A 23191-nucleotide genomic window follows, 5' to 3' on the forward strand; every position below is an offset into this window, starting at 1 on the left:
GAGGTGGACTCCCCAACACCTAGCACTCATCGTTTACGGCGTGGACTACCAGGGTATCTAATCCTGTTTGCTCCCCACGCTTTCGCGCCTCAGCGTCAGTTACAGGCCAGAGAGCCGCCTTCGCCACTGGTGTTCCTCCACATCTCTACGCATTTCACCGCTACACGTGGAATTCCGCTCTCCTCTCCTGCACTCAAGCTCCCCAGTTTCAGATGGCCCTCCACGGTTGAGCCGTGGGCTTTCACACCTGACTTAAGAAGCCGCCTGCGCGCGCTTTACGCCCAATAATTCCGGACAACGCTTGCCCCCTACGTATTACCGCGGCTGCTGGCACGTAGTTAGCCGGGGCTTTCTCGTCAGGTACCGTCAGACCGGGAGGTCATCCCGGCGGTTCTTCCCTGACAACAGAGTTTTACGATCCGAAGACCTTCCTCACTCACGCGGCGTTGCTCCGTCAGACTTTCGTCCATTGCGGAAGATTCCCTACTGCTGCCTCCCGTAGGAGTCTGGGCCGTGTCTCAGTCCCAGTGTGGCCGTTCACCCTCTCAGGTCGGCTACGCATCGTCGCCTTGGTAGGCCGTTACCCCACCAACTAGCTAATGCGCCGCAGGCCCATCTGTACGCGACTCAAAGGCCTTTCCATGCCGAACCATGCGGTTCGGCATCCTATCCGGTATTAGCTCCGGTTTCCCGGAGTTATCCCGGTCGTACAGGCAGGTTGCCTACGTGTTACTCACCCGTCCGCCGCTAACCTCAGGAATGCAAGCACTCCATCGGTTCGCTCGACTTGCATGTATTAGGCACGCCGCCAGCGTTCGTCCTGAGCCAGGATCAAACTCTCCAAAAAAGTTGAAGATTGATACGCAAGCTCGTAAGCTAGCTAATAAAGAAAGAATGTTTTTCGGGCCCCATAAAAGTGCCTGAAATCAACTTTGAAGCTGACCTTCACTTTCATGGGATATTTACCTCGCACACAAACGAGTGTCACTGTTCAGTTTTCAAGGAACTTCTTTTATTCCGCCTCTTTTTAGCGGCGACTTTTTTATTTTATAACATCAAAAAGTTTTTTACAAGAACTTTTTTTAAAAATCTTTTTTTAAGCTCTTTAAGTCACTTTTGTGACGACAAGATTTAGATTATCACATGATAAGAAGGTACGTCAATACCTTTTTAGATTGTTGACACCCCTCTTCTGGTCACTTTCTTTTTCGTCCCGCAAATCGGACAGGTTTGCGATGTATGCTGCATTTCTGGCACTTGTTCATTTTGCGCTGAAGCTCTGCGAGCTTCTTGTTACGCAGGCGGTGAATGCTTCGGATTTTGCGTCCGGTCACAATAAGGAACCTTCTCGCGTGTCATGTTAAACTTCTATATAATTGTAAGCAAGAAAAACTCGCGAATGTGCTCGCCTACCTTTTGCAAACCAGGCCGCTTCTTGTTTTAACAAGCAAAAGAAGAGTACATATCGCGAATGTTTCTGCTTATATATGTGAGGAGGGTTCTATATGTCAATTATCGTGTACTCCGCCCCCGGATGTAGCACATGCGAAATGGTAAAAAATTACTTAAAAGAAAAAGGTCATACATTTGAAGTACGAGATGTATTATCTAATCGAAAATATCAACAGGAAGTTGAAGCATTAGGCGTTATGGGAATTCCTGTTACCGTCATAAACGGAAAAGCCATCAAAGGCTTTGAACCAGCAGAACTGGATAAGCTTCTGTCGGAAGCATAACAAGATGATGCCCATGCCGGGCACATCAAAGAAAGCGGCCGTAGTATCTGCCTACAGCCGCTTTCTTTGTACTTTTCATCATGTATTTAAGTCTGCAATGCTTCCGGTACACATATACAGCGTCCACTCTCCTATGTTCGTGGCATGATCGCCGATCCGTTCCAGCGACTGAATCACCTTAATAAGCTGCACACCTTCCTTTACCAAATCTGGCCGCTTCTCCATGCTCCATTCTATATAGTCAAAGCATTTCTTGTAATATTCATCGACGCCATCGTCCATATTATCAAGAAGACGAAGGTGGCGAGCATCGTCGGATTGAATCGCTTGAACGCATACTTCAAGCATTTCTGCCACTTTTTCTCCCATTATAGGAATTTCTTTCGGGGAAAGAGAGGATTTTTTTCCATTGAGACGAACAACTACCTTGGCGATTTTAACTGCATGATCGCCAATTCGTTCCAAATCAGTGGCGATCTTCAAGTATGAGCCAATTGTCCGTAAATCTGTCGCTACAGGGGCTTGAAGCGCAATCAAGCTTAAACTCATCTTAAAAATTTTTTCCGCGAGTACATTCAATTTCTCGTCACGCACAATGACATCTTTGGCTAACTTCAGATCCACTTCCTGAAAAGCACTCCACGCCTGAAAAAATCCTGCTTGGGCAATTAGGGCCATCTGCGTTATTTCGTTTTTTAACTGTTCTAACTGTCCTTCTTGCATCCAGGCACACTCCACCTTTCTTCAAGAAAGTAGGCATAACTTTCCATAAAATATCGCCTGGTATTCCCCCACAATCAAGAAAACGAGAAAATACGGCATCTTCATAATAGTAAAAGTAAATTATTAAATTACAATTAAATTTTTGTTAATATAAGATGAAATTGAGAACTCGGCATTTATCGCAAAGATAGGGAAAAAATACCCCTGTTTCACCAGCTTGAGTATAGTAAACTACTAATATGCTTAAGTTTTGGATAGACTAACAAACCTTATTATATGGAGGAAGAATATGAAAACAAGAGGAAGACCTGATTTTCCCATCCTTCTTCTAACACTTTTTCTCGTAGGGTTTGGAATTGTCATCGTATACAGCGCCAGTTCTGTTTTTTCCCTTTACAACTACGGAACAGATACCTACTTTGTAAAAAAGCAAGTGATGTGGGCTGTTATTGGTTTGGTAGCAATGCTGTTTACTATGAACGTCCCCTACACTTTCTATAAAAAACATTTTCTTACTATCGCTCTGATTATCTTTCTGCTGCTTCTTGCCGTCCTCATCCCTGGTATTGGTGTTTTGCGCAATGGGGCACGCAGTTGGATTAATCTTGGAGTCGGTTTGCTTCAGCCGGCTGAGTTCGCAAAACTTGCGATCATTATCTATTTATCCGCACTTATTGCTAAGAAGGGGGGCAAAATCCGAGACTTAAAAACAGGACTTCTACCTGTACTGGTTATTGTCAGCATCTTCTGCATGATGATCGCCATCCAGCCGGACTTTGGCTCAGCTGCCATCCTTATGATGACCGCTGTAACTGTTATTGTTGCCGGAGGAGCAAATCTCAAGCATTTGTTCATGTTTGGAATCCCTGTTGGAATCGTTGGCTTTTTATTCATTATTCTTTCTGAATACCGGAGAAACCGGCTGTTACACTTCGGGGACCCCTGGGCGGATGGATTAAGCGGTTTAGGGCACGGATACCAGCTTGCACACTCTTATTTTGCCCTTGCGCACGGCGGAATTACTGGCGCCGGATTTGGAAAAAGTATTGAAAAGTACTTATACCTTCCTGAAGCACAAACCGATTTTATTTTTTCTATTATGGCGGAAGAACTTGGATTTATCGGGGCTTGTATCTTTTTGCTTGTATATCTTTTTTTCTTATGGAGGATCCTTGTCATTGCGCTGCGAGTCAAAGACACTTTTGCGACATTGGTCGGCGTTGGCGTAGTAAGCATGATTTTTATACAGGCCTTTATTAACGTCGGGGGCGTCACGGGTCTGATTCCAATTACGGGAGTGCCGCTTCCTTTTATCAGCTATGGTGGTTCATCATTATTGGTTTGCCTGATTAGCATCGGCATTGTGCTTAGTATTTCACGCGAAGTTTATAAGCAGCGTCTACAAAAGCTAATAGGAGAAGAAAAGCAAGCAAAACAACCAACGCTTACCGTTATAAGCCAACGAAGAAAAGCATAAGCCAAAAGAACCGTCTGTTTTTAGAGACGGTTCTTTTTTATACGATCGTGAAACAACGTAGTGAAATGATTTTTGCTACATAAGCGACAAAAGGACAAGCGCAGCACGCGAGTTCTTTCTATCTGCGAAAAACGCATACTAGCGCACATGAAGCATGCCTGAATGCGCATCGAAAACACGGCCTATACGCTTCGATTCAACAACACCTGCTTCATATCCGCACTATTCTAAAAGCATATTACGATCCCCTTTATCACTACAAAAAATAGGAGTACGAGGGTAAGTTCATCCCGATTGATGCCACAGATATTAATCTGGTCGTGCATGAGTTAATTGAAACGCATAAAAAACATACCTGCTAGTAATAAAAGGCACATAAAAAACCTGGTCATTAGACCAGGTTTTTTATATACGTTGTACAGAAATTACTTGATGACTTTAGCAACAGTACCCGCGCCAACTGTGCGGCCACCTTCGCGGATAGCGAAACGAGTACCTTCTTCCATAGCAATCGGGCTGATGAGCTCAACAGTGATCTCAACGTTGTCACCAGGCATAACCATTTCTGTGCCTTCCGGCAGCTTAATGATACCAGTTACGTCTGTTGTACGGAAGTAGAATTGCGGACGGTAGTTAGAGAAGAACGGAGTATGACGTCCACCTTCTTCTTTAGACAGAACGTAAACTTGAGCTGTGAATTCAGTATGCGGTTTTACAGAACCTGGTTTAGCCAGAACTTGTCCGCGCTCGATTTCTTTACGATCGATACCACGAAGCAGAGCACCGATGTTGTCACCAGCTTCTGCTTGATCGAGCAGTTTGCGGAACATTTCTACACCTGTTACAGTTGTAGACTTCGGCTCGTCAGTCAGACCAATGATTTCTACTTGGTCACCAACTTTAACTACACCGCGCTCTACACGGCCAGTAGCAACAGTACCACGACCAGTGATAGAGAACACGTCCTCTACCGGCATCAAGAACGGTTGATCAACAGCACGTTCCGGAGTCGGGATGTAGTTGTCAACAGCTTCCATCAGCTCAAGGATTTTTTGAGCCCATTCGCCACTTGGATTGTCAAGAGCTTCTTTAGCAGAACCTTTGATAACCGGAATTTCGTCTCCCGGGAACTCGTATTCAGAGAGCAGGTCACGGATTTCCATTTCAACCAGTTCAAGCAGCTCTTCATCGTCAACCATGTCGCACTTGTTCATGAATACAACGATGTAAGGAACGCCTACTTGGCGAGAAAGCAGGATGTGCTCACGAGTTTGCGGCATCGGACCGTCAGCAGCGGATACTACCAGGATAGCTCCGTCCATTTGAGCAGCACCAGTAATCATGTTCTTAACGTAGTCAGCGTGACCCGGGCAGTCAACGTGCGCATAGTGGCGATTTTCAGTCTCGTACTCAACGTGTGCAGTAGAGATTGTGATACCGCGCTCGCGCTCTTCCGGAGCAGCGTCGATAGAATCGTACGCCATAGCTTTAGCTTTACCTTGTTGAGCAAGCACAGTTGTGATAGCTGCTGTCAGAGTGGTTTTACCGTGGTCAACGTGACCAATAGTACCAATGTTTACGTGCGGTTTGGTCCGCTCAAATTTTTCTTTAGCCATTTGGTAAAAAGCCTCCTTAATTTAAGGTTGGTTTTTTAAGAAGTTAAGTATTTGTAAAGAAAGGTCCAAATGCGCAAAGGGTATGCACCCACCTACACATTTTAAACCTTTCTTCAGTTACGATAAAGGGGTTTTACGAAAAATTACTCGCCTTTGGATTTCTTAACAATCTCCTCAGCGATATTCTTCGGCATTTCTTCATAGTGATCGAAGTGCATAGTGTAAGTACCGCGACCTTGCGTACGGGAACGCAATGTTGTTGCGTAACCAAACATTTCGGAAAGCGGTACAAAGCCACGAACCACTTGCGCGTTACCGCGGGCTTCCATACCTTCGATACGTCCGCGACGAGAGTTAATGTCACCCATGATGTCGCCCATGTATTCTTCCGGTACAACAACTTCAACTTTCATCATTGGCTCAAGCAATACCGGATTACATTTCTTAGCCGCTTCTTTTAGAGCGAGAGAACCTGCAATTTTGAACGCCATCTCGGATGAGTCTACATCGTGGTAACTACCATCTACGAGAGTCGCCTTCAAGTCAAGCACAGGGTAACCTGCAAGAACACCATTTTGCATAGCTTCTTCGATACCTGCTTGAACAGCCGGGATGTATTCTTTTGGAATCGCACCACCGACGATTTTGTTTTCGAATACGAAGCCTGTACCAGCTTCAACCGGTTCGAATTCCACGATAACGTGACCGTATTGACCACGACCGCCGGACTGACGAACAAACTTACCTTCAACCTTCGCAGCAGAACGGAAAGTTTCTTTGTACGCAACCTGCGGCGCGCCAACATTCGCTTCGACTTTAAATTCACGTTTCAGGCGGTCAACAATGATGTCAAGGTGCAGCTCACCCATACCGGCGATGATCGTCTGGCCTGTTTCTTCATCGGTCCATGTCTTGAATGTTGGGTCTTCCTCTGCCAGCTTTGCAAGAGCCATACCCATCTTATCTTGGTCAGCTTTTGTCTTCGGCTCAATTGCAATCTCGATAACTGGCTCAGGGAATTCCATAGATTCAAGAATTACAGGGTGCTTCTCATCACAGAGAGTATCCCCAGTTGTTGTATCCTTCAAACCTACAGCCGCCGCAATGTCACCAGCATAAGCCTTCTTGATTTCTTCGCGATGGTTTGCGTGCATTTGTAGGATACGACCGATACGTTCACGCTTACCTTTAGTAGAGTTCAACACGTATGAGCCGGAATCAAGCGTACCAGAATATACGCGGAAGAACGTCAGTTTACCTACATAAGGGTCAGTCATGATTTTAAACGCAAGCGCTGAGAACGGACCGTCGTCAGTCGATTCGCGTGTTACCTCCTCATTGCTATCCGGAACCACACCTTTAATTGCCGGAATATCGATCGGTGACGGGAGGTAATCGATCACAGCATCAAGCATCGGTTGAACACCTTTGTTTTTAAAGGCTGAACCACAAGTTACTGGGAAGAACTGAACGCTAATCGTAGCTTTGCGGATCACCGCTTTAAGCTCTTCAACCGTGATCTCTTCACCTTCTAAATATTTCATCATTAGTTCTTCATCAAATTCAGCAACTGCTTCAATTAACTGATTGCGAAGCTCTTCTGCTTGATCTGCGAATTCAGCCGGAAAACCTTCAGTGATCTCAATATCTGTACCAAGATCGTTTGTATAGATGTATGTCTTCTTCTCAACAAGATCGATGATTCCACGGAATGCATCCTCTACACCAATCGGCATTTGGATCGGATGCGCATTCGCTTGCAGGCGTTCATGCAGTGTGCGCACAGAGTAGAGGAAATCCGCACCAATTTTGTCCATCTTGTTGACAAATACAATGCGTGGTACACCATATGTCGTAGCCTGACGCCATACTGTTTCCGTTTGCGGTTCTACACCCGACTGCGCATCGAGAACAGCAACCGCACCATCAAGGACGCGAAGCGAACGTTCTACTTCAACTGTGAAGTCTACGTGGCCTGGCGTGTCAATAATATTGATGCGGTGGCCCTTCCATTGTGCTGTCGTAGCAGCAGAAGTAATCGTAATACCACGCTCTTGCTCCTGCTCCATCCAGTCCATTTGTGAAGCGCCTTCGTGAGTTTCACCGATTTTATGAACACGGCCTGTGTAGAACAGAATACGTTCTGTTGTTGTGGTTTTACCGGCATCAATGTGAGCCATGATACCAATATTACGAGTTTTGACTAAGGGGAATTCGCGTCCCATGTAAGTACTAGCCCCTTTCTCATCTTAGAGATTTGGCAAAGGAAAGCGGACCAACGTCCGCTTTGCATTCTACCAGCGGTAGTGAGCAAACGCTTTGTTCGCTTCCGCCATTTTATGCGTGTCTTCACGCTTTTTCACAGCGGCGCCAGTGTTATTCGCAGCATCGATGATTTCTGCTGCCAGGCGCTCTTCCATTGTTTTCTCGCCGCGTTTGCGGGAGTACTCTACCAACCAGCGGAGTCCAAGCGTAGTGCGGCGCTCCGGACGAACTTCTACCGGAACTTGATAGTTTGCACCACCTACACGACGAGCGCGTACTTCAAGAACCGGCATGATGTTTTTCAGCGCTTCTTCAAACACTTCCATCGGATCGCGGCCAGTGCGCTCCTTCACCATATCAAAAGCATTGTATAGAATACGTTGAGCAACACCGCGCTTACCGTCAATCATCATGCGGTTGATAAGGCGAGTTACCAGTTTGCTGTTGTAAATCGGGTCAGGTAATACATCACGACGAGGTACTGGACCTTTACGTGGCATTCTTTTTCCCCTCCTTTTCCGTCAATTTTCACGTTATCTCTCATATTGCTTCAAGCAAATTACGCTTTCGGCGCTTTCGGACGTTTCGCACCGTATTTAGAACGAGCTTGAAGACGATTTTGTACGCCTGCTGTATCAAGTGCACCACGTATGATTTTGTAACGTACACCCGGCAGATCCTTTACACGGCCGCCACGGATAAGAACAACGCTGTGTTCTTGCAGATTGTGACCAATCCCTGGAATATATGCAGTAACCTCGATTCCGTTTGACAAACGTACACGAGCATATTTACGCAACGCAGAGTTTGGTTTTTTCGGTGTCATGGTACCAACACGAGTACACACACCACGTTTTTGCGGGGAGTTCGTGTCAGTCATCTCCTTCTTCATGCTGTTATAGCCTTTTCCAAGAGCTGGAGATTTGGATTTGTACACTTTCTTTTCGCGACCTTTACGCACGAGCTGGTTAATTGTAGGCATGCGTCGCACCTCCTTCCAATGTTGCAAATAAAATTTAAGACCACAGGTCCTGGTGGTTCATCCATAAGCAAACGAAAAGTTTTTGCTCTCGGGCATCAAACCTTACGTTTTAATGCCCGAGAATAAGCAAAAACAAAGTTAAACTTACATATTATTATTTTAAACCAACCACCGCGGCTCCTACATCGATCCCGCATGCCTTGCCGAGACGGCGCATCGAATCGACGTAATGAACCGGTAGACCTTTATCTTGGCAAAGGGAAATAACCTTTCCGGTTAATCTGGTATCAGCATCCCTAGCAACGATAACTTCCGCTACCGTTCCGGCCTCAATGGCCCTTGTGGTCTGCTTTGTTCCGATTACAAGTGATTTGGCCTGCTCCACTTTTTCATAAGACATTTGCATATCCTCCAAAGTAGGTATTAGGCACACTCAAATATCATATCACCTGCAATAGAGCGTGTCAACAATTTTACATACTATTTTTCCAGTATAACATCTTTCAACTGACTTTCATCAAGTGCCTCTTCCGCAACTTCTTCAGCCGGCATGAGTTCATGCTTCAAAGCAATGTTGCGATAGCGAGTCATACCTGTGCCCGCAGGCAACAGCTTACCTATAATAACATTTTCCTTCAGACCTAACAAGCGGTCAACTTTTCCTTTAATGGCAGCATCAGTAAGGACACGCGTTGTTTCCTGGAACGATGCTGCAGACAGGAATGAATCGGTCTCAAGCGACGCTTTTGTGATACCAAGCAGCACCGGACGTGCCACTGCAGGCTGTTTTCCATCCCAGAGCGCTTTCTTATTCGCCTCTTCGAACTCATGGATTTCCACATAAGAACCTGGCAAGAGTTCAGTATCCCCGCTGTCAATGATACGCACTTTGCGCAGCATCTGGCGAATCATAACCTCAATATGCTTGTCGTTAATTTCTACACCCTGCATACGATATACTTTCTGTACTTCCTGCAAAATATAGTATTGAACGCCACGCATACCGCGGATCTTAAGCATTTCTTTCGGGTCAATGGAGCCTTCGGTTAATTCTTCACCAAGATCCACTTTGGAACCAACGAACACTTTCAAACGGGAACCGTAAGGAATTTGATATACTTTATTCTCGGTTTCCCCGCGAATTTCGACTTCGCGCCGATCTTTGCCTTCGCGAATGTCGATAACTTCACCTTCAATTTCGGTAATAACAGCCTGGCCTTTCGGATTCCGGGCCTCAAACAACTCCTGGATACGCGGAAGACCTTGCGTAATGTCATCGCCGGCAACACCACCGGTGTGGAATGTACGCATCGTTAACTGCGTACCTGGCTCACCGATAGATTGAGCCGCGATAATACCAACAGATTCACCGATATCCACTACATTGCCCGTCGCCAGATTACGACCGTAGCATTTCCGGCATACACCATGCTGCGTACGGCAACCGATAACGGAACGGATATTGACCTCCGTAATACCTGCGGCCACAATTTCTTCCGCAATTTTTTCATCAATGAGCTGATTTCGACCGACAATAATTTCCCCTGTTTCTGGATGGCGCACTGTTTGGAACGAATAACGCCCAACAATTCGATCCTGCAATTCCTCAATGATTTCATTCCCGTCACGAAGCGCAGTTGCCACAACGCCTTTATCCGTACCACAATCCTCTTCACGGACAATCACATCCTGTGCAACGTCGACGAGGCGACGGGTTAAGTAACCTGAGTCAGCTGTACGCAACGCTGTGTCTGCCAAACCTTTCCGCGCACCATGTGTGGAAATAAAGTACTCCAATACAGTTAAGCCTTCGCGGAAGTTGGACTTGATCGGAAGTTCGATGATACGGCCGGACGGGTTTGCCATAAGACCGCGCATGCCGGCAAGCTGTGTAATCTGTGACACGTTACCACGGGCGCCGGATGTCGCCATCATATTAATGGCGTTAAACTTATCAAGCGACGCCATAAGCACTTTCGTAACATCGTCCTTTGCTTTGCTCCAGATGCTGATAACGCGGTCGTAACGCTCGTTTTCTGTAATTAAACCGCGACGATATTGCTGCATAACCGATTGAACTTTTTTCTCCGCTTCTTCGAGAATTTGTTGCTTCTCTGGCGGAGTTTTGATGTCGGCAACAGCAACAGTAATACCAGCCTGCGTGGAATATTTAAAACCATTCTCCTTAATTTTGTCGAGTATGATCGATGTCTGCGTCGTGCCGAAGCGACGGAAGCATTCAGCGATAATCGTTCCTAGATACCCTTTTTTGACCGCGTCTTGCTCAGGCAACTTCTCTAGGAATTCGCGCACGTTCGTACCTTTTTCAAAAATAAAGAACTTATCCGGCACTTTCTTCTGAAGATTTTCTTTCGTCGGCTCATTAATATATGGTAGCTCAGGCGGGAAAATTTCATTGAAAATTAATTTTCCGACCGTTGTTACCATCAACGGAGCCGCAAATTGTTCCGGTGTGAAGGAAGTTTTGTTCAGGCTCTTCGGCGGCAGAGCGATACGGGCATGAAGTGTAATATGTCCATTCGCATAAGCCGCGATCGCCTGATTCGGATTGGAGAAAACTTTGCCTTCTCCTTTAGAAGTCTTATCTTCCATCGTCAGATAGTACGTGCCAAGTACCATGTCCTGCGACGGCGTAACAACCGGCTTGCCGTCTTTCGGGTTAAGGATGTTCTGCGCCGCAAGCATCAGCAGACGCGCTTCCGCCTGCGCTTCCGCAGACAATGGAACGTGTACAGCCATCTGGTCACCGTCAAAGTCGGCATTATATGCCGTACATACGAGCGGATGCAACCGAATCGCACGCCCCTCAACAAGCGTGGGTTCAAAAGCCTGAATGCCGAGTCTATGCAATGTGGGAGCACGATTTAAAAGAACCGGGTGTTCTTTGATTACATCCTCGAGAACATCCCAGACTTCCGGATGCACGCGTTCCACTTTACGCTTCGCAGATTTAATATTGTGCGCAAGACCTTTTGCGACAAGCTCTTTCATGACAAAAGGCTTGAACAATTCTAGCGCCATTTCTTTTGGCAAACCGCACTGGTACATTTTCAACTGCGGGCCTACGACAATAACGGAACGCCCAGAGTAGTCCACACGCTTACCAAGCAGGTTTTGCCGAAAACGCCCCTGTTTACCTTTCAGCATATGGCTGAGAGACTTCAGCGGACGATTGCCCGGCCCGGTTACAGGACGGCCGCGACGGCCATTGTCTATCAGAGCGTCTACCGCTTCCTGTAACATACGCTTCTCATTCTGTACAATGATATCCGGCGCACCAAGATCAAGCAAACGCTTTAAGCGGTTATTCCGGTTAATAACCCGGCGATACAAATCGTTCAAATCGGAGGTTGCAAAACGGCCGCCGTCCAGTTGCACCATCGGACGAAGTTCTGGCGGAATAACCGGCAACACATCCAACACCATCCATTCCGGACGGTTTCCAGAATTACGAAATGCCTCCAATACTTCCAACCGCTTGATCACACGGTTCCGGCGCTGGCCTTGCGCTGATTTCAGCTCCTCTTTTAAGCAGTCCACTTCTTTATCAAGGTCGATTTCCGCAAGCAGACGCTTAATCGCTTCTGCGCCCATCATAGCGGTAAAAGAAGAACCGTACTTCTCGCGATAGTTGCGGTACTCTTTCTCAGAAAGCAATTGCTTTTTCTCAAGCGGCGTTTCGCCTGGATCGATAACAACATAAGATGCGAAATAGATAACCTCTTCTAGAGAGCGTGGGGACATGTCAAGCACAAGACCCATACGGCTCGGAATCCCTTTAAAATACCAGATATGGGAGACAGGGGCAGCCAATTCAATGTGCCCCATGCGCTCCCGGCGCACTTTCGCACGGGTTACTTCAACGCCGCAACGATCGCAAACTACGCCTTTATAACGAACACGTTTGTACTTTCCGCAATGACATTCCCAGTCTTTTGTCGGCCCGAAAATTTTCTCGCAGAACAAGCCTTCTTTTTCCGGTTTTAAGGTCCGGTAGTTAATGGTTTCCGGTTTTTTGACCTCTCCGTAAGACCAGGAACGAATCTTATCGGGTGATGCAAGGCCGATCTTCATATATTCAAAATTATTGACATCTAACAAGGCGCATACCTCCCATTACTTCCCGGTTTCATCCTTTACTCTTCGGCACCGCTAATGTTCAGGTGAAGTTTATCTCCAGATGTTTCCTCGTCTTCATCCGTATCCCGCATTTCAATTTCCTGTTCGTCTTCAGCGAGGATTTTCACATCCATACCTAAACTTTGCAGCTCTTTGATCAATACTTTAAAGGACTCCGGTACACCAGGTTCCGGTACATTTTCTCCTTTAACAATAGCTTCGTACGTTTTCACGCGGCCTACTACATCGTCCGACTTGACGGTGAGGATCTCCTGGAGTGTATAAGCAGCACCGTACGCTTCGAGCGCCCATACCTCCATTTCCCCAAAACGTTGGCCACCGAATTGTGCCTTACCGCCAAGCGGCTGCTGGGTAACGAGAGAGTATGGTCCTGTAGAACGGGCATGAATTTTGTCGTCAACCATGTGAGCCAATTTAATCATGTACATAACTCCTACCGTTACTTCACGGTCAAACGGCTCACCTGTACGCCCGTCATACAGAATGGTTTTGCCTGTGCGGCTTAAACCCGCTTCTTCCAGCGTGTCGAATACATCTTCTTCCGTTGCACCGTCGAATACCGGGGTAGCCATATGGATACCGAGTGCTTTAGCGGCCATACCCAGATGCACTTCCAAGGCCTGACCAATGTTCATCCGCGATGGTACACCTAACGGATTCAATACAACCTCTACGGGCGTACCATCCGGTAGAAACGGCATATCTTCTTCCGGAAGAATACGAGCGATAACCCCTTTATTACCGTGACGTCCCGCCATCTTGTCACCTACAGAAATCTTACGCTTTTGTGCGATATACACACGCACAAGTTGATTTACACCCGGCGGCAATTCGTCTCCGTTCTCACGGGTAAACACTTTAACATCAACGACAATACCGGAACCACCATGCGGTACGCGAAGGGACGTATCGCGCACTTCGCGCGCTTTTTCACCAAAGATAGCGTGCAATAGGCGCTCTTCAGCGGTAAGCTCGGTTACACCTTTCGGAGTAACTTTGCCTACGAGAATGTCACCGTCTTTAATTTCAGCACCGATGCGAACAATACCACGCTCATCCAAATTGCGCAACGCATCTTCCCCAACGTTCGGAATATCGCGCGTAATTTCTTCCGGTCCGAGCTTCGTATCACGCGCTTCCGCTTCATATTCTTCGATATGAATAGAAGTATATACATCCTCTTTTACAAGCTTTTCGCTCAACAGAATGGCGTCCTCATAGTTGTAACCTTCCCATGTCATGAATGCAACTACAACGTTGCGGCCCAATGCCAGCTCACCTTTCTCCGTGGAAGGGCCATCCGCAATAATGTCTCCCGCATTCACAAACTCGCCCTTCTTCACGATAGGACGCTGATTAATACATGTTCCTTGATTAGAGCGCTCAAATTTATGCAGTTTATACTTATCAATGTCACCCATCACTGTGCGACCGTCTACTTCTCCCTGACGGCGAATCCAAATTTCCCGCGCGGTTACACGCTCAACAACGCCAGAATGGCGAGCAATCGTAGCAACCCCAGAGTCTTTCGCCGCTTTGTATTCCATACCTGTACCGATAAATGGCGCTTCCGGTACAAGCAAAGGAACAGCCTGACGCTGCATGTTTGCACCCATAAGAGCGCGGTTGGCGTCGTCATTTTCCAAGAACGGAATCATTGCCGTCGCTACAGATACGACCTGCTTCGGAGAAACGTCCATAAAATCAACTTTATCCCGCGGCACAGTAATAATTTCACCCTTACGGCGACAAATCACCGTCTCACTAGCAAAATATCCGTCTTCTGTCAACGGCACGTTCGCCTGCGCGACATTGTATACATCTTCTTCATCCGCCGTCAAATATACGATCTCATCAGTTACGCGGCCTGTTTCTGGATCGACTCTTCGCCGTGGTGTTTCAATAAAGCCATACTCATTGATTCGCGCATACGTAGACAACGAGTTAATCAAACCAATGTTCGGACCTTCCGGAGTCTCAATCGGACACATGCGGCCATAGTGCGAATGGTGAACGTCACGCACTTCGAAGCCTGCGCGTTCGCGCGTTAAGCCGCCAGGACCAAGCGCGGACAAACGACGCTTATGCGTAAGTTCCGCGAGCGGATTGGTCTGATCCATAAATTGTGAGAGCTGCGAACTTCCAAAGAACTCTTTAATCGCCGCGATCACAGGGCGAATATTAATGAGCGCCTGTGGTGTAATCGCGTTTGCATCCTGAATAGACATACGTTCGCGAACAACTCGCTCCATACGAGACAAGCCGATACGGAACTGGTTCTGCAAAAGCTCTCCTACAGAACGTAAGCGACGATTACCTAAATGGTCAATATCGTCAGTAGAACCAACGCCATGCAGCAGATTAATAAAGTAATTAATGGAAGCAATAATGTCGGCTGGCGTAATATGTTTGACCTTTTTATCAATCATGCCATTGGAAATAACTTTAATCACTTTTCCGTCTTCAATCGGCGAGAAAATGTTAATTGCCTGCAGACGAATGTCTTCTTCCAGCACGCCACCGCGAGGCTTTATGGTTGTGAAGCCAACGCTGTCTTCCAAATACGGCAAAATGCGATCCAACAAACGACGGTCTATGATTTGACCGGCTTCTGCGATAATTTCACCAGTAGACGTATCAATTAGTGTTTCAGCTAGGCGCTGATTATATAATCTATTTTTAATATGAAGCTTTTTATTAATTTTGTAACGACCAACATTCGCCAAATCGTATCGCTTCGGGTCGAAGAACCGGGAAATAAGCAGGCTCTTTGCGTTTTCTACAGTTGGCGGTTCACCTGGACGCAATCTTTCATAGATTTCAATGAGCGCTTTTTCCGTTGAATCTGTGTTATCCTTTTCCAGCGTATTTTTGATATACTCGTCTTCCCCGAGCAAATTGAGGATTTCCACGTCCGTACCGAAGCCCAGAGCACGCAAAAGAACCGTAACCGGGATCTTCCTTGTACGGTCGATACGAACATAGATAATATCCTTGGCGTCAGTTTCAAGTTCAAGCCATGCGCCCCGGTTCGGAATCACCGTCGCCGCATACGCTTGCTTGCCATTCTTATCTACTTTTGTGCTGAAATAAACGCTAGGAGAACGAACAAGCTGACTGACAATAACCCTCTCAGCTCCATTGATAATGAAAGTCCCCGTCTCCGTCATAAGCGGGAAATCGCCCATGAATACTTCTTGTTCTTTGACTTCTCCCGTTTCTTTGTTGATGAGACGAACTTTCACACGCAGCGGAGCAGCATACGTTACATCTCGTTCTTTTGCTTCATCGACAGAATACTTCGGTTCGCCTAAACTATAATCGATGAACTCAAGAACAAGATTACCTGTGAAATCCTGAATCGGAGAAATCTCATGGAACATTTCGCGAAGTCCCTCATCCAAGAACCATTGGTATGATTTCTGCTGGATTTCGATCAGGTTAGGTAATTCCATTACCTCTTTAATTCTTGCGTAGCTGCGACGCTGGCGATAACGTCCACACTGAATTAGATGACCTGCCAACTTATTCACCTCTCAAACGGAGTTTTTGCACAAAAAAGAACAAAGCCTTCCTAATATGTAGAGAAGACTTTATGCATTTGAAGAACCGGATGTTGATATTACCTCAGTATTCCCTAGAGATAATATTGTCATACTTCATCCGATTGCTCTTTCTTTACTATTAATAAAAAAAAGGTTGACATTTTGTGCAACTTCCACTTATTCGTTCACATAATCAGTGGCATTAAATAACGATACCATAATCGAAAAATAATGTCAACTTAAGATCTTATTGCCTGAAACACGAAGTATCCTTTCTTTTTGGCGACCTCTCGAACTTCAGAGTACAATTCCTGTAGTTTCGCAAGAGCGGAAGGAGCACCCTGCTTTTTCTGAATGACAACCCAGAGGCTCCCGCCCGGCACAAGATAAGCCAAAGCTTCTTCAAAAATCCCATGCACAATCTGTTTACCGGCACGAATCGGGGGATTCGTTAAAATCACATGAAATTTTTTGCCTACAGGAACAGCAGAAAAGCGGTCGCTTACAATTGCCTCCGCGTTTGAGATTTCGTTCAATTGCAAATTACGGTTTGCAAGCGACACTGCCCGCTCATTCACATCCAGCATCAACACGTTGCCGGAAGGCGTCAACGTCGCGGCGGACATGCCAATCGGACCATACCCGCAGCCCACATCGAGAACGTCCATTCCATCTTTTATTTCCATTGTTTCAATCAGAAGTACACTTCCGAAATCAATGCGATTCTTTGAAAAGACGCTGCGATCAGTAACAAAACGAAACTCTCTGCCCCGCAAGGTGAACGTAAAGCTCTGTTCTTTGCTGTCGGCTCCAGGTTGATTCGTATAGTAGTGCTCCATCCGTGCCACCCCGCTTCTTACAATTCTTCAATTATTATATACAAAAAGGACGAGTTGCTAAACGTGATGTCAAAAAGCAAGACGAGCACGCTTCGCAAGTGTTTCACAGTTTATTTCTAAGGAGATAAAGCCCGGCGTATCTGATACGCCGGGCTTTATCGTGAGCAGTTATACAACTACTTAAGTTCAACAGTTGCGCCAGCTTCTTCAAGCTTAGCTTTCATTTGTTCAGCTTCTTCTTTAGATACGCCTTCCTTAACTGTAGCAGGAGCGCCATCAACCATTGCTTTCGCTTCCTTCAGGCCGAGACCTGTAAGTTCGCGAACAACTTTGATAACGTTGATTTTGGAAGCGCCAGCGTTCGCCAAAACAACTGTGAATTCAGTTTGTTCAGCTTCAGCAGCACCGCCAGCAGCACCACCCATAACTGCTACAGGAGCAGCTGCAGTTACGCCGAATTCTTCTTCGATAGCTTTAACCAGATCGTTCAATTCAAGAACAGACATGCCTTTAATCGCTTCAATAATTTGTTCTTTGCTCATTATGATTCCTCCTAACAAGTTATTAGATTAAGCTCCTTGGCCTTCTTTTTGTTCACTAACTGCTTTAACAGCAAGCGCGAAGTTGCGGATAGGTGCTTGAAGCACGCTAAGCAGCATAGAAAGCAGACCTTCGCGATTCGGCAGGCTTGCAATTGCCTTGACTTCATCAACAGAAAGAACTTTGCCTTCCATTACGCCGCCCTTGATTTCAAGAGCCTCATTTTCTTTTGCAAAATCAGCCAAAACCTTCGCAGCCGTGATTTCATCTTCGAGGCTGAATGCAATAGCAGTCGGACCAGTTAATACTTCGTCCAGATCAGTCAAGCCAACTTCAGCAGTCGCGCGGCGAGTCAACGTGTTTTTGTACACTTTGAACTCAACGCCCGCTTCGCGACACTTTTTGCGCAGTTCAGTAACTTGAGCCACGTTCAATCCACGATAGTCAGTTACTACAGTGCTTTTGCTGTTACGAAGCTTTTCAACGATTTCGTTAACAATTTGAACTTTTTCTTCACGTACGGACATGTTTGCACCTCCTGTAGCATGAGACTTTTATCAAAATGAAAAAAGCCCACGCAGACATGCGAAGGCTTCAGATATCAAATCTATATCTTCATCAGCACCTCGGAAGGATATTAAGCCTGCCTGAACAGGCACCTTCTGTCTACGGTAACGGCATATTCATTTATCAACGAATGCTATCTTATCAACTTTAAAAATTGATGTCAAGCAATTATTTTGCCGAAGCTGTAATTTTTAAAGTGTTTACTTTTACCCCAGGCCCCATTGTGGAGCTTACAGTAATATTTTTCATGTATGTTCCCTTTGCAGCGGCCGGCTTTGCTTTCAACAACGCATCAAGCAGCGTGCGCAGATTGTCAGCAAGCTGGCTTACTTCGAAAGATACTTTACCAATCGGAGCATGGATATTTCCTGCTTTATCTGTGCGGTATTCAATTTTACCAGCTTTGATGTCTTTAACTGCTTTTTCAACTTCAAATGTTACGGTACCGGTTTTCGGGTTAGGCATTAAACCTTTTGGTCCAAGTACACGACCAAGCTTACCTACAGTCCCCATCATATCCGGTGTAGCAACGACTACATCAAAATCGAACCAACCTTCTTGGATTTTGTTTACGTATTCTTCGTCGCCTACATAATCTGCGCCTGCAGCTTCCGCTTCTTTCGCTTTTTCACCTTTGGCAAAAACAAGTACACGCTGAGTTTTACCAGTACCGTGCGGAAGTACAACAGCACCGCGAATTTGTTGATCGTTTTTGCGCGGATCAACGCCCAGACGAACTGCTACTTCCACAGTTTCGTCGAACTTAGCTTTAGAAGCCTTTTTCACGAGTTCAAGAGCTTCTTCGATTTCGTATGCAACATTGCGGTCGATGAGCTTTGCAGCTTCTAAGTAGTTTTTACCTCTTTTAGCCACTTTCATTTCCTCCTTAATTGTGGTTGTAACGGTTGTGCCTCCCACGAAACAGGGTTGCGCGTAGGCGGATTTCCCCGCACATTACACAACCCCTCGGTAGAAACATGTATGGTTAACCAGCAAATTAGTCAACGATTGTGATGCCCATGCTGCGCGCAGTACCCTCAACCATGCGCATAGCGGCTTCCACGCTTGCAGCATTCAAGTCAGGCATTTTAGTCTCTGCAATTTCGCGAACCTTATCGCGCTTAATCGTTGCAACTTTGTTCTTATTCGGAACAGCAGAGCCGGATTCAATTCCAGCCGCTTTTTTCAGTAGAACAGCAGCCGGCGGGGTTTTTGTAATGAATGTGAAAGAACGGTCTTCAAACACGGTGATCTCAACAGGGATAATCAGACCTGCTTGATCTTGTGTGCGAGCGTTGAATTCTTTACAGAACCCCATGATATTTACGCCTGCTTGACCAAGCGCCGGACCAACAGGCGGTGCCGGATTCGCTTTGCCCGCAGGGATCTGAAGCTTAACAACTTTGATAACTTTTTTAGCCATGTGGTACACCTCCTAAAAACAATGACTCTATAACTTAGCCACTTGAGTAAAATCCAACTCAACAGGCGTCTCGCGTCCAAACATATCAACCAACACTTTGACTTTGCGCTTGTCCAATTGAATCTCTTCAACGGAGCCAACCATATTGGCAAACGGTCCCTCTTTCACCCGAACCATTTCTTTCAGCACAAAGTCAACACGCTTCACGGATTCCTCCATGCCCATCTGCTTCATAATAGCTGCCACTTCTTCAGGAAGTAGAGGAGTCGGTTTTGAACCTGCACCTGCAGAACCAACGAATCCAGTTACACCCGGTGTATTCCGTACAACATACCAGGAATCGTCCGTCATAATCATTTCGACGAGCACGTAACCCGGAAAAACCTTCTTCGTTACGACCTTTTTCTTGCCGTCACGCTCTTCGGTTTCATCTTCTGTCGGAATGAGCACACGGAAGATTTTGTCTTCCATTCCCATTGATTCTACGCGCTTTTCCAGGTTTGTTTTAACCTTATTCTCATAACCTGAATAAGTGTGAACAACATACCAGTGTTTTTCCATGATTCGAGGACAAACAGGTGTCCTTAACCCCCCTAATGATTATTTCCCTGCCTTCAAGATTAACTCAAGGAGTTGGGAAATACCTAAATCAATTACAGCGAAGAAGATTGCAATAAGCGTTACTGTTACCAGTACAACGGTCGTATAAGAAACAAGTTCTTTACGGGTTGGCCAAGTAACTTTCTTCAGTTCGGCCCAAGCTTCCTTTACAAAGGCCGGTCCGCGTTTGAGTTTATCTACAAAACCCATAACGCACCCCCAATAACTTCAAACTCTCAAACTATACTAGCGAGTCTCACGATGAAGCGTATGATCGTTGCAGAATTTGCAGTATTTCTTCATCTCAATGCGTTCCGTTTGCTTACGTTTGTTTTTGGTTGTGGTATAGTTGCGTTGTTTGCACTCGGTGCACGCTAACGTTACAGTTACCCGCATGATGTTACACCTCCCACATTACTGGCTATGTACTAGCCTTTCATAATGAATTTTGCATCAAGTAAAACCGCGCAGACACACGGCTACCTCAAATACTTTATCACAAGGGAATTTCAGTGTCAAACAAAAATTGACTTAAACTAGAAATAGAACAGAAACTATACTTTGTGTAAGAAAGACAAGCAGCAACCAAAAGAATAGAGTTCATCAACAACTTATCTTTATTGCTCCACCTTAAATCTTGCTACCAGACTTTCTAACTGTTCAGACAACTGCGCCATAGTAGCTGCATCATTCGCCAGTTGCTGTGCAGCTGCGGCTTGCTGCTCACTCACCGCAGCAACTTCTTGAGAACCGGCGGAAGCTTCTTCCGTAATAGCTGAGATACGTTCCATCTCCTGGGAAACTTTGCGCGCGTTCTCTTCCGCCATTTTAATGAACGAAGTGATATGCGAACTTTTCTCACCTACAAGCGTAATATGCTTGTAAATTTCTCCGAAAGAATCCCCGGTATGCCGCACCATTTCCCGCCCCTGCGCGATCATATCATGGCCGCGCACAATCGAATCGATCGCTTCATGCGTCTCCCGTTTGTTCTCTTCGACAATACGAGAAATATTGCCTGCCGCTCGATCCGTTGCTTCTGCAAGCTTCCGTACTTCATCGGCCACAACCGCAAAACCGCGCCCTGCTTCGCCGGCACGCGCAGCTTCAATGCTTGCATTCAACGCAAGCAGGTTCGTCTGAGAAGCAATTCCAGTAATCAGATTGACAATTTGTCCGATTTCTTCCGAGCGGTCCCCCAGCTTCTGTACAACAGCCGACGCATCATCTACCATCCGCTGAATTTCTTCCATTTTATATACGGCGGCTCGTACCGCTTTTTCGCCTTCTCCCGTTAGTTGTATAGTAGCTGTGAACGTACGGTTCATCTCGTCAGCATAAGCGGAAATCTGCTGTAGACCGTTATTGACAAGAGATACTTCCATATGAACCGATTGAATAGAATTAGCGATATCTCCCGCTCCTTCAGCCAGATCGTTAATCGTTGTCGCTACCTGTTCAGCAGACTGCGTCGTCTCCTGGCTGGTGAGCGTTAAAACTTCGGAAGAACGCCTCATTTTACCTGAAGCTTCCTTAATTTCGAGAAGCAACATATGAATGTTCTCTACCATCTGATTAAAATTTTGACTAAGCACACCTACTTCATCGCTGCTTCTATTTGGCGTTTTTACGGTTAAGTCCCCTTTGGCGATCATGCTGGTCAGCTCGCTCAAATGCTGAATCGGACGAACAAAACGTGAAGAAAACACGATTAAAATAACAATAGCAAAAGTAAGAATAACAATCGCTGTGACAAATGAAAGTTTAGCTAGATAATCAAGCTGGCTGGATGCTTCTTTTACTGGGGCAGTAATGGCGACCAGCCACCCGGTAGTAGGAATCTGCGAGAAAAAAGCATATTTATCCACGCCTTTATATGTATACCTTTTGTATACAGTCTTGCCAGCAAATGCTTCGTCAATACCTTCTGTCAAATGCGGTATATTTAACTTATATAGGTTTAACTTTAAAATTTCTTCTTTTTTTGGATAACTGATAACGAGTCCGTCGCGCTGTGCCATATATGCATAGCCGGTCTGTCCAATTTTTTCGCCAGCTACTAAATTGTTCATGGTAGTAACCGGCACCGTAGCTGCCACAATACCGCTTAGCTGGTTCTCCCGGTTATAAATCGGACTTGCAATAACAATAACCATCTGCCCGCTTACGCGTGAAATAAGCGGATCCGAAATTGCATACGGCTCACCGTTTATTACTTTTTTAAAGTAATCTCGATTGGCCACATTTGTTTTCTGTCCTGCTGTCGTGAAAGCTTCTCCTTTCATATCCACAATAAAAAACATTTCATAGTCACGATGTTCTTTCAGTTGAGATTTTAAATACTGGAGTTGTAGTTCTTTGTCCATACTCCGAATATCCAGCGCAGAAGCCATATTAGTGACTAGCTCTTTTTGCTTCTCCAGCCAGCTAGTGACTTTCATATTCAAAAGCTCCAGTTGGATAAACGCCTTTTCCCTAAAATTATTTTCTAAAAACTCCTTAGCCTTGTTGTGGTTTATCCATGCCACAAAAGAAAGCGCTATCACAATTAACGGAATAATAACTATCAATAACTTTATTTTCAAACTTCTAGCTTTCATTACTTATCCTCCTCTCTTTTCTAAAAATTAGTTAGTACTATTATACCATTATAAACGCCTTACACACTATATTTTGAAAAACTTTTCCAAATATTTATAGATGACTTTCGAAATAAA

The 23191-nt window shown here is 45.8% G+C and carries 19 protein-coding genes, 1 rRNA gene, 1 pseudogene and 1 other annotated feature (1 of these 22 cut by a window edge); of the genes and pseudogenes, 2 read left to right on the forward strand and 19 right to left on the reverse strand.

What is annotated here, in order from left to right; translation table 11 throughout:
- Together ACH33_RS17835 and ACH33_RS20275 are read right to left on the reverse strand one after the other, a co-directional pair.
- A 16S ribosomal RNA gene (locus ACH33_RS17835) occupies positions 1 to 847 on the reverse strand (it extends 694 nt beyond the left edge of the window).
- Between the two features lie 394 nt (positions 848 to 1241).
- Positions 1242 to 1340 (reverse strand): annotated as a pseudogene (locus ACH33_RS20275) (transposase); the annotation flags it as partial.
- A gap of 165 nt (positions 1341 to 1505) precedes the next feature.
- On the opposite strand from ACH33_RS20275, the gene ACH33_RS17840 reads away from it, so the two are divergent.
- On the forward strand, positions 1506 to 1736 hold the full coding sequence (locus ACH33_RS17840; protein WP_057897065.1) for a glutaredoxin family protein: 231 nt from the start codon (positions 1506 to 1508) through the stop codon (positions 1734 to 1736).
- A gap of 78 nt (positions 1737 to 1814) precedes the next feature.
- Here the strand turns inward: ACH33_RS17840 and phoU are convergent, their stop codons facing one another.
- On the reverse strand, positions 1815 to 2459 hold the full coding sequence (gene phoU / locus ACH33_RS17845; RefSeq protein WP_057897066.1) for a phosphate signaling complex protein PhoU: 645 nt from the start codon (positions 2457 to 2459) through the stop codon (positions 1815 to 1817).
- Positions 2460 to 2748: 289 nt separating this feature from the next.
- Between phoU and ftsW the strand changes: the two genes are divergently transcribed.
- A complete protein-coding gene (gene ftsW / locus ACH33_RS17850; protein ID WP_057897067.1) occupies positions 2749 to 3936 on the forward strand; it encodes a putative lipid II flippase FtsW in 1188 nt (395 codons plus the stop codon).
- Between the two features lie 425 nt (positions 3937 to 4361).
- Here the strand turns inward: ftsW and tuf are convergent, their stop codons facing one another.
- From tuf to ACH33_RS17930, 16 genes are all read right to left on the reverse strand, one after another.
- On the reverse strand, positions 4362 to 5552 hold the full coding sequence (gene tuf / locus ACH33_RS17855; protein ID WP_057897068.1) for an elongation factor Tu: 1191 nt from the start codon (positions 5550 to 5552) through the stop codon (positions 4362 to 4364).
- 143 nt (positions 5553 to 5695) lie between these two features.
- Positions 5696 to 7777 carry an elongation factor G gene (fusA, locus tag ACH33_RS17860; RefSeq protein WP_057897069.1) on the reverse strand — a complete coding sequence of 694 codons (2082 nt, stop codon included), beginning with the start codon at positions 7775 to 7777 and terminating at the stop codon, positions 5696 to 5698.
- Between the two features lie 69 nt (positions 7778 to 7846).
- On the reverse strand, positions 7847 to 8317 hold the full coding sequence (gene rpsG, locus ACH33_RS17865) for a 30S ribosomal protein S7 (protein WP_057897070.1): 471 nt from the start codon (positions 8315 to 8317) through the stop codon (positions 7847 to 7849).
- 59 nt (positions 8318 to 8376) lie between these two features.
- Positions 8377 to 8799 (reverse strand): 30S ribosomal protein S12, encoded by a 423-nt coding sequence (gene rpsL, locus ACH33_RS17870; protein WP_057897071.1) that lies wholly within the window; start codon positions 8797 to 8799, stop codon positions 8377 to 8379.
- Positions 8800 to 8953: 154 nt separating this feature from the next.
- Entirely contained in the window at positions 8954 to 9199 is a 246-nt protein-coding gene (locus ACH33_RS17875; protein WP_057897072.1) for a 50S ribosomal protein L7ae-like protein, read from the reverse strand.
- 80 nt (positions 9200 to 9279) lie between these two features.
- Positions 9280 to 12921, reverse strand: coding sequence for a DNA-directed RNA polymerase subunit beta' (gene rpoC, locus ACH33_RS17880; protein ID WP_057897073.1), 3642 nt, complete (start codon positions 12919 to 12921; stop codon positions 9280 to 9282).
- A gap of 35 nt (positions 12922 to 12956) precedes the next feature.
- Complete coding sequence (gene rpoB, locus ACH33_RS17885; protein WP_057897074.1) at positions 12957 to 16484, reverse strand: DNA-directed RNA polymerase subunit beta; 3528 nt, start codon at positions 16482 to 16484, stop codon at positions 12957 to 12959.
- Positions 16485 to 16744: 260 nt separating this feature from the next.
- Positions 16745 to 17344, reverse strand: a complete 600-nt coding sequence (locus tag ACH33_RS17890; RefSeq protein ID WP_057897075.1) for a class I SAM-dependent methyltransferase — start codon at positions 17342 to 17344, stop codon at positions 16745 to 16747.
- Positions 17345 to 17520: 176 nt separating this feature from the next.
- Positions 17521 to 17886 (reverse strand): 50S ribosomal protein L7/L12, encoded by a 366-nt coding sequence (gene rplL, locus ACH33_RS17895; RefSeq protein WP_057897076.1) that lies wholly within the window; start codon positions 17884 to 17886, stop codon positions 17521 to 17523.
- Between the two features lie 27 nt (positions 17887 to 17913).
- A complete protein-coding gene (gene rplJ / locus ACH33_RS17900; protein WP_057897077.1) occupies positions 17914 to 18411 on the reverse strand; it encodes a 50S ribosomal protein L10 in 498 nt (165 codons plus the stop codon).
- Positions 18412 to 18439: 28 nt separating this feature from the next.
- Positions 18440 to 18574, reverse strand: a sequence feature (ribosomal protein L10 leader region).
- A gap of 45 nt (positions 18575 to 18619) precedes the next feature.
- A complete protein-coding gene (gene rplA, locus ACH33_RS17905) occupies positions 18620 to 19330 on the reverse strand; it encodes a 50S ribosomal protein L1 (RefSeq protein WP_408863273.1) in 711 nt (236 codons plus the stop codon).
- Between the two features lie 118 nt (positions 19331 to 19448).
- Entirely contained in the window at positions 19449 to 19874 is a 426-nt protein-coding gene (gene rplK, locus ACH33_RS19590) for a 50S ribosomal protein L11 (protein ID WP_057897079.1), read from the reverse strand.
- A 27-nt stretch (positions 19875 to 19901) separates the two neighbouring features.
- Positions 19902 to 20435 carry a transcription termination/antitermination protein NusG gene (gene nusG, locus ACH33_RS19595; protein WP_057897080.1) on the reverse strand — a complete coding sequence of 178 codons (534 nt, stop codon included), beginning with the start codon at positions 20433 to 20435 and terminating at the stop codon, positions 19902 to 19904.
- Between the two features lie 39 nt (positions 20436 to 20474).
- On the reverse strand, positions 20475 to 20684 hold the full coding sequence (gene secE / locus ACH33_RS17920) for a preprotein translocase subunit SecE (RefSeq protein ID WP_057897081.1): 210 nt from the start codon (positions 20682 to 20684) through the stop codon (positions 20475 to 20477).
- Positions 20685 to 20720: 36 nt separating this feature from the next.
- The gene (rpmG, locus tag ACH33_RS17925; RefSeq protein ID WP_043063763.1) at positions 20721 to 20870 is read right to left on the reverse strand and encodes a 50S ribosomal protein L33; all 150 of its coding nucleotides are present in this window, start codon (positions 20868 to 20870) and stop codon (positions 20721 to 20723) included.
- Positions 20871 to 21091: 221 nt separating this feature from the next.
- Positions 21092 to 23074, reverse strand: a complete 1983-nt coding sequence (locus tag ACH33_RS17930; protein ID WP_057897082.1) for a methyl-accepting chemotaxis protein — start codon at positions 23072 to 23074, stop codon at positions 21092 to 21094.
- Positions 23075 to 23191 lie beyond the last annotated feature (117 nt).

The organism is Aneurinibacillus sp. XH2, assembly GCF_001439585.2.
GTDB lineage: Bacteria > Bacillota > Bacilli > Aneurinibacillales > Aneurinibacillaceae > Aneurinibacillus > Aneurinibacillus thermoaerophilus.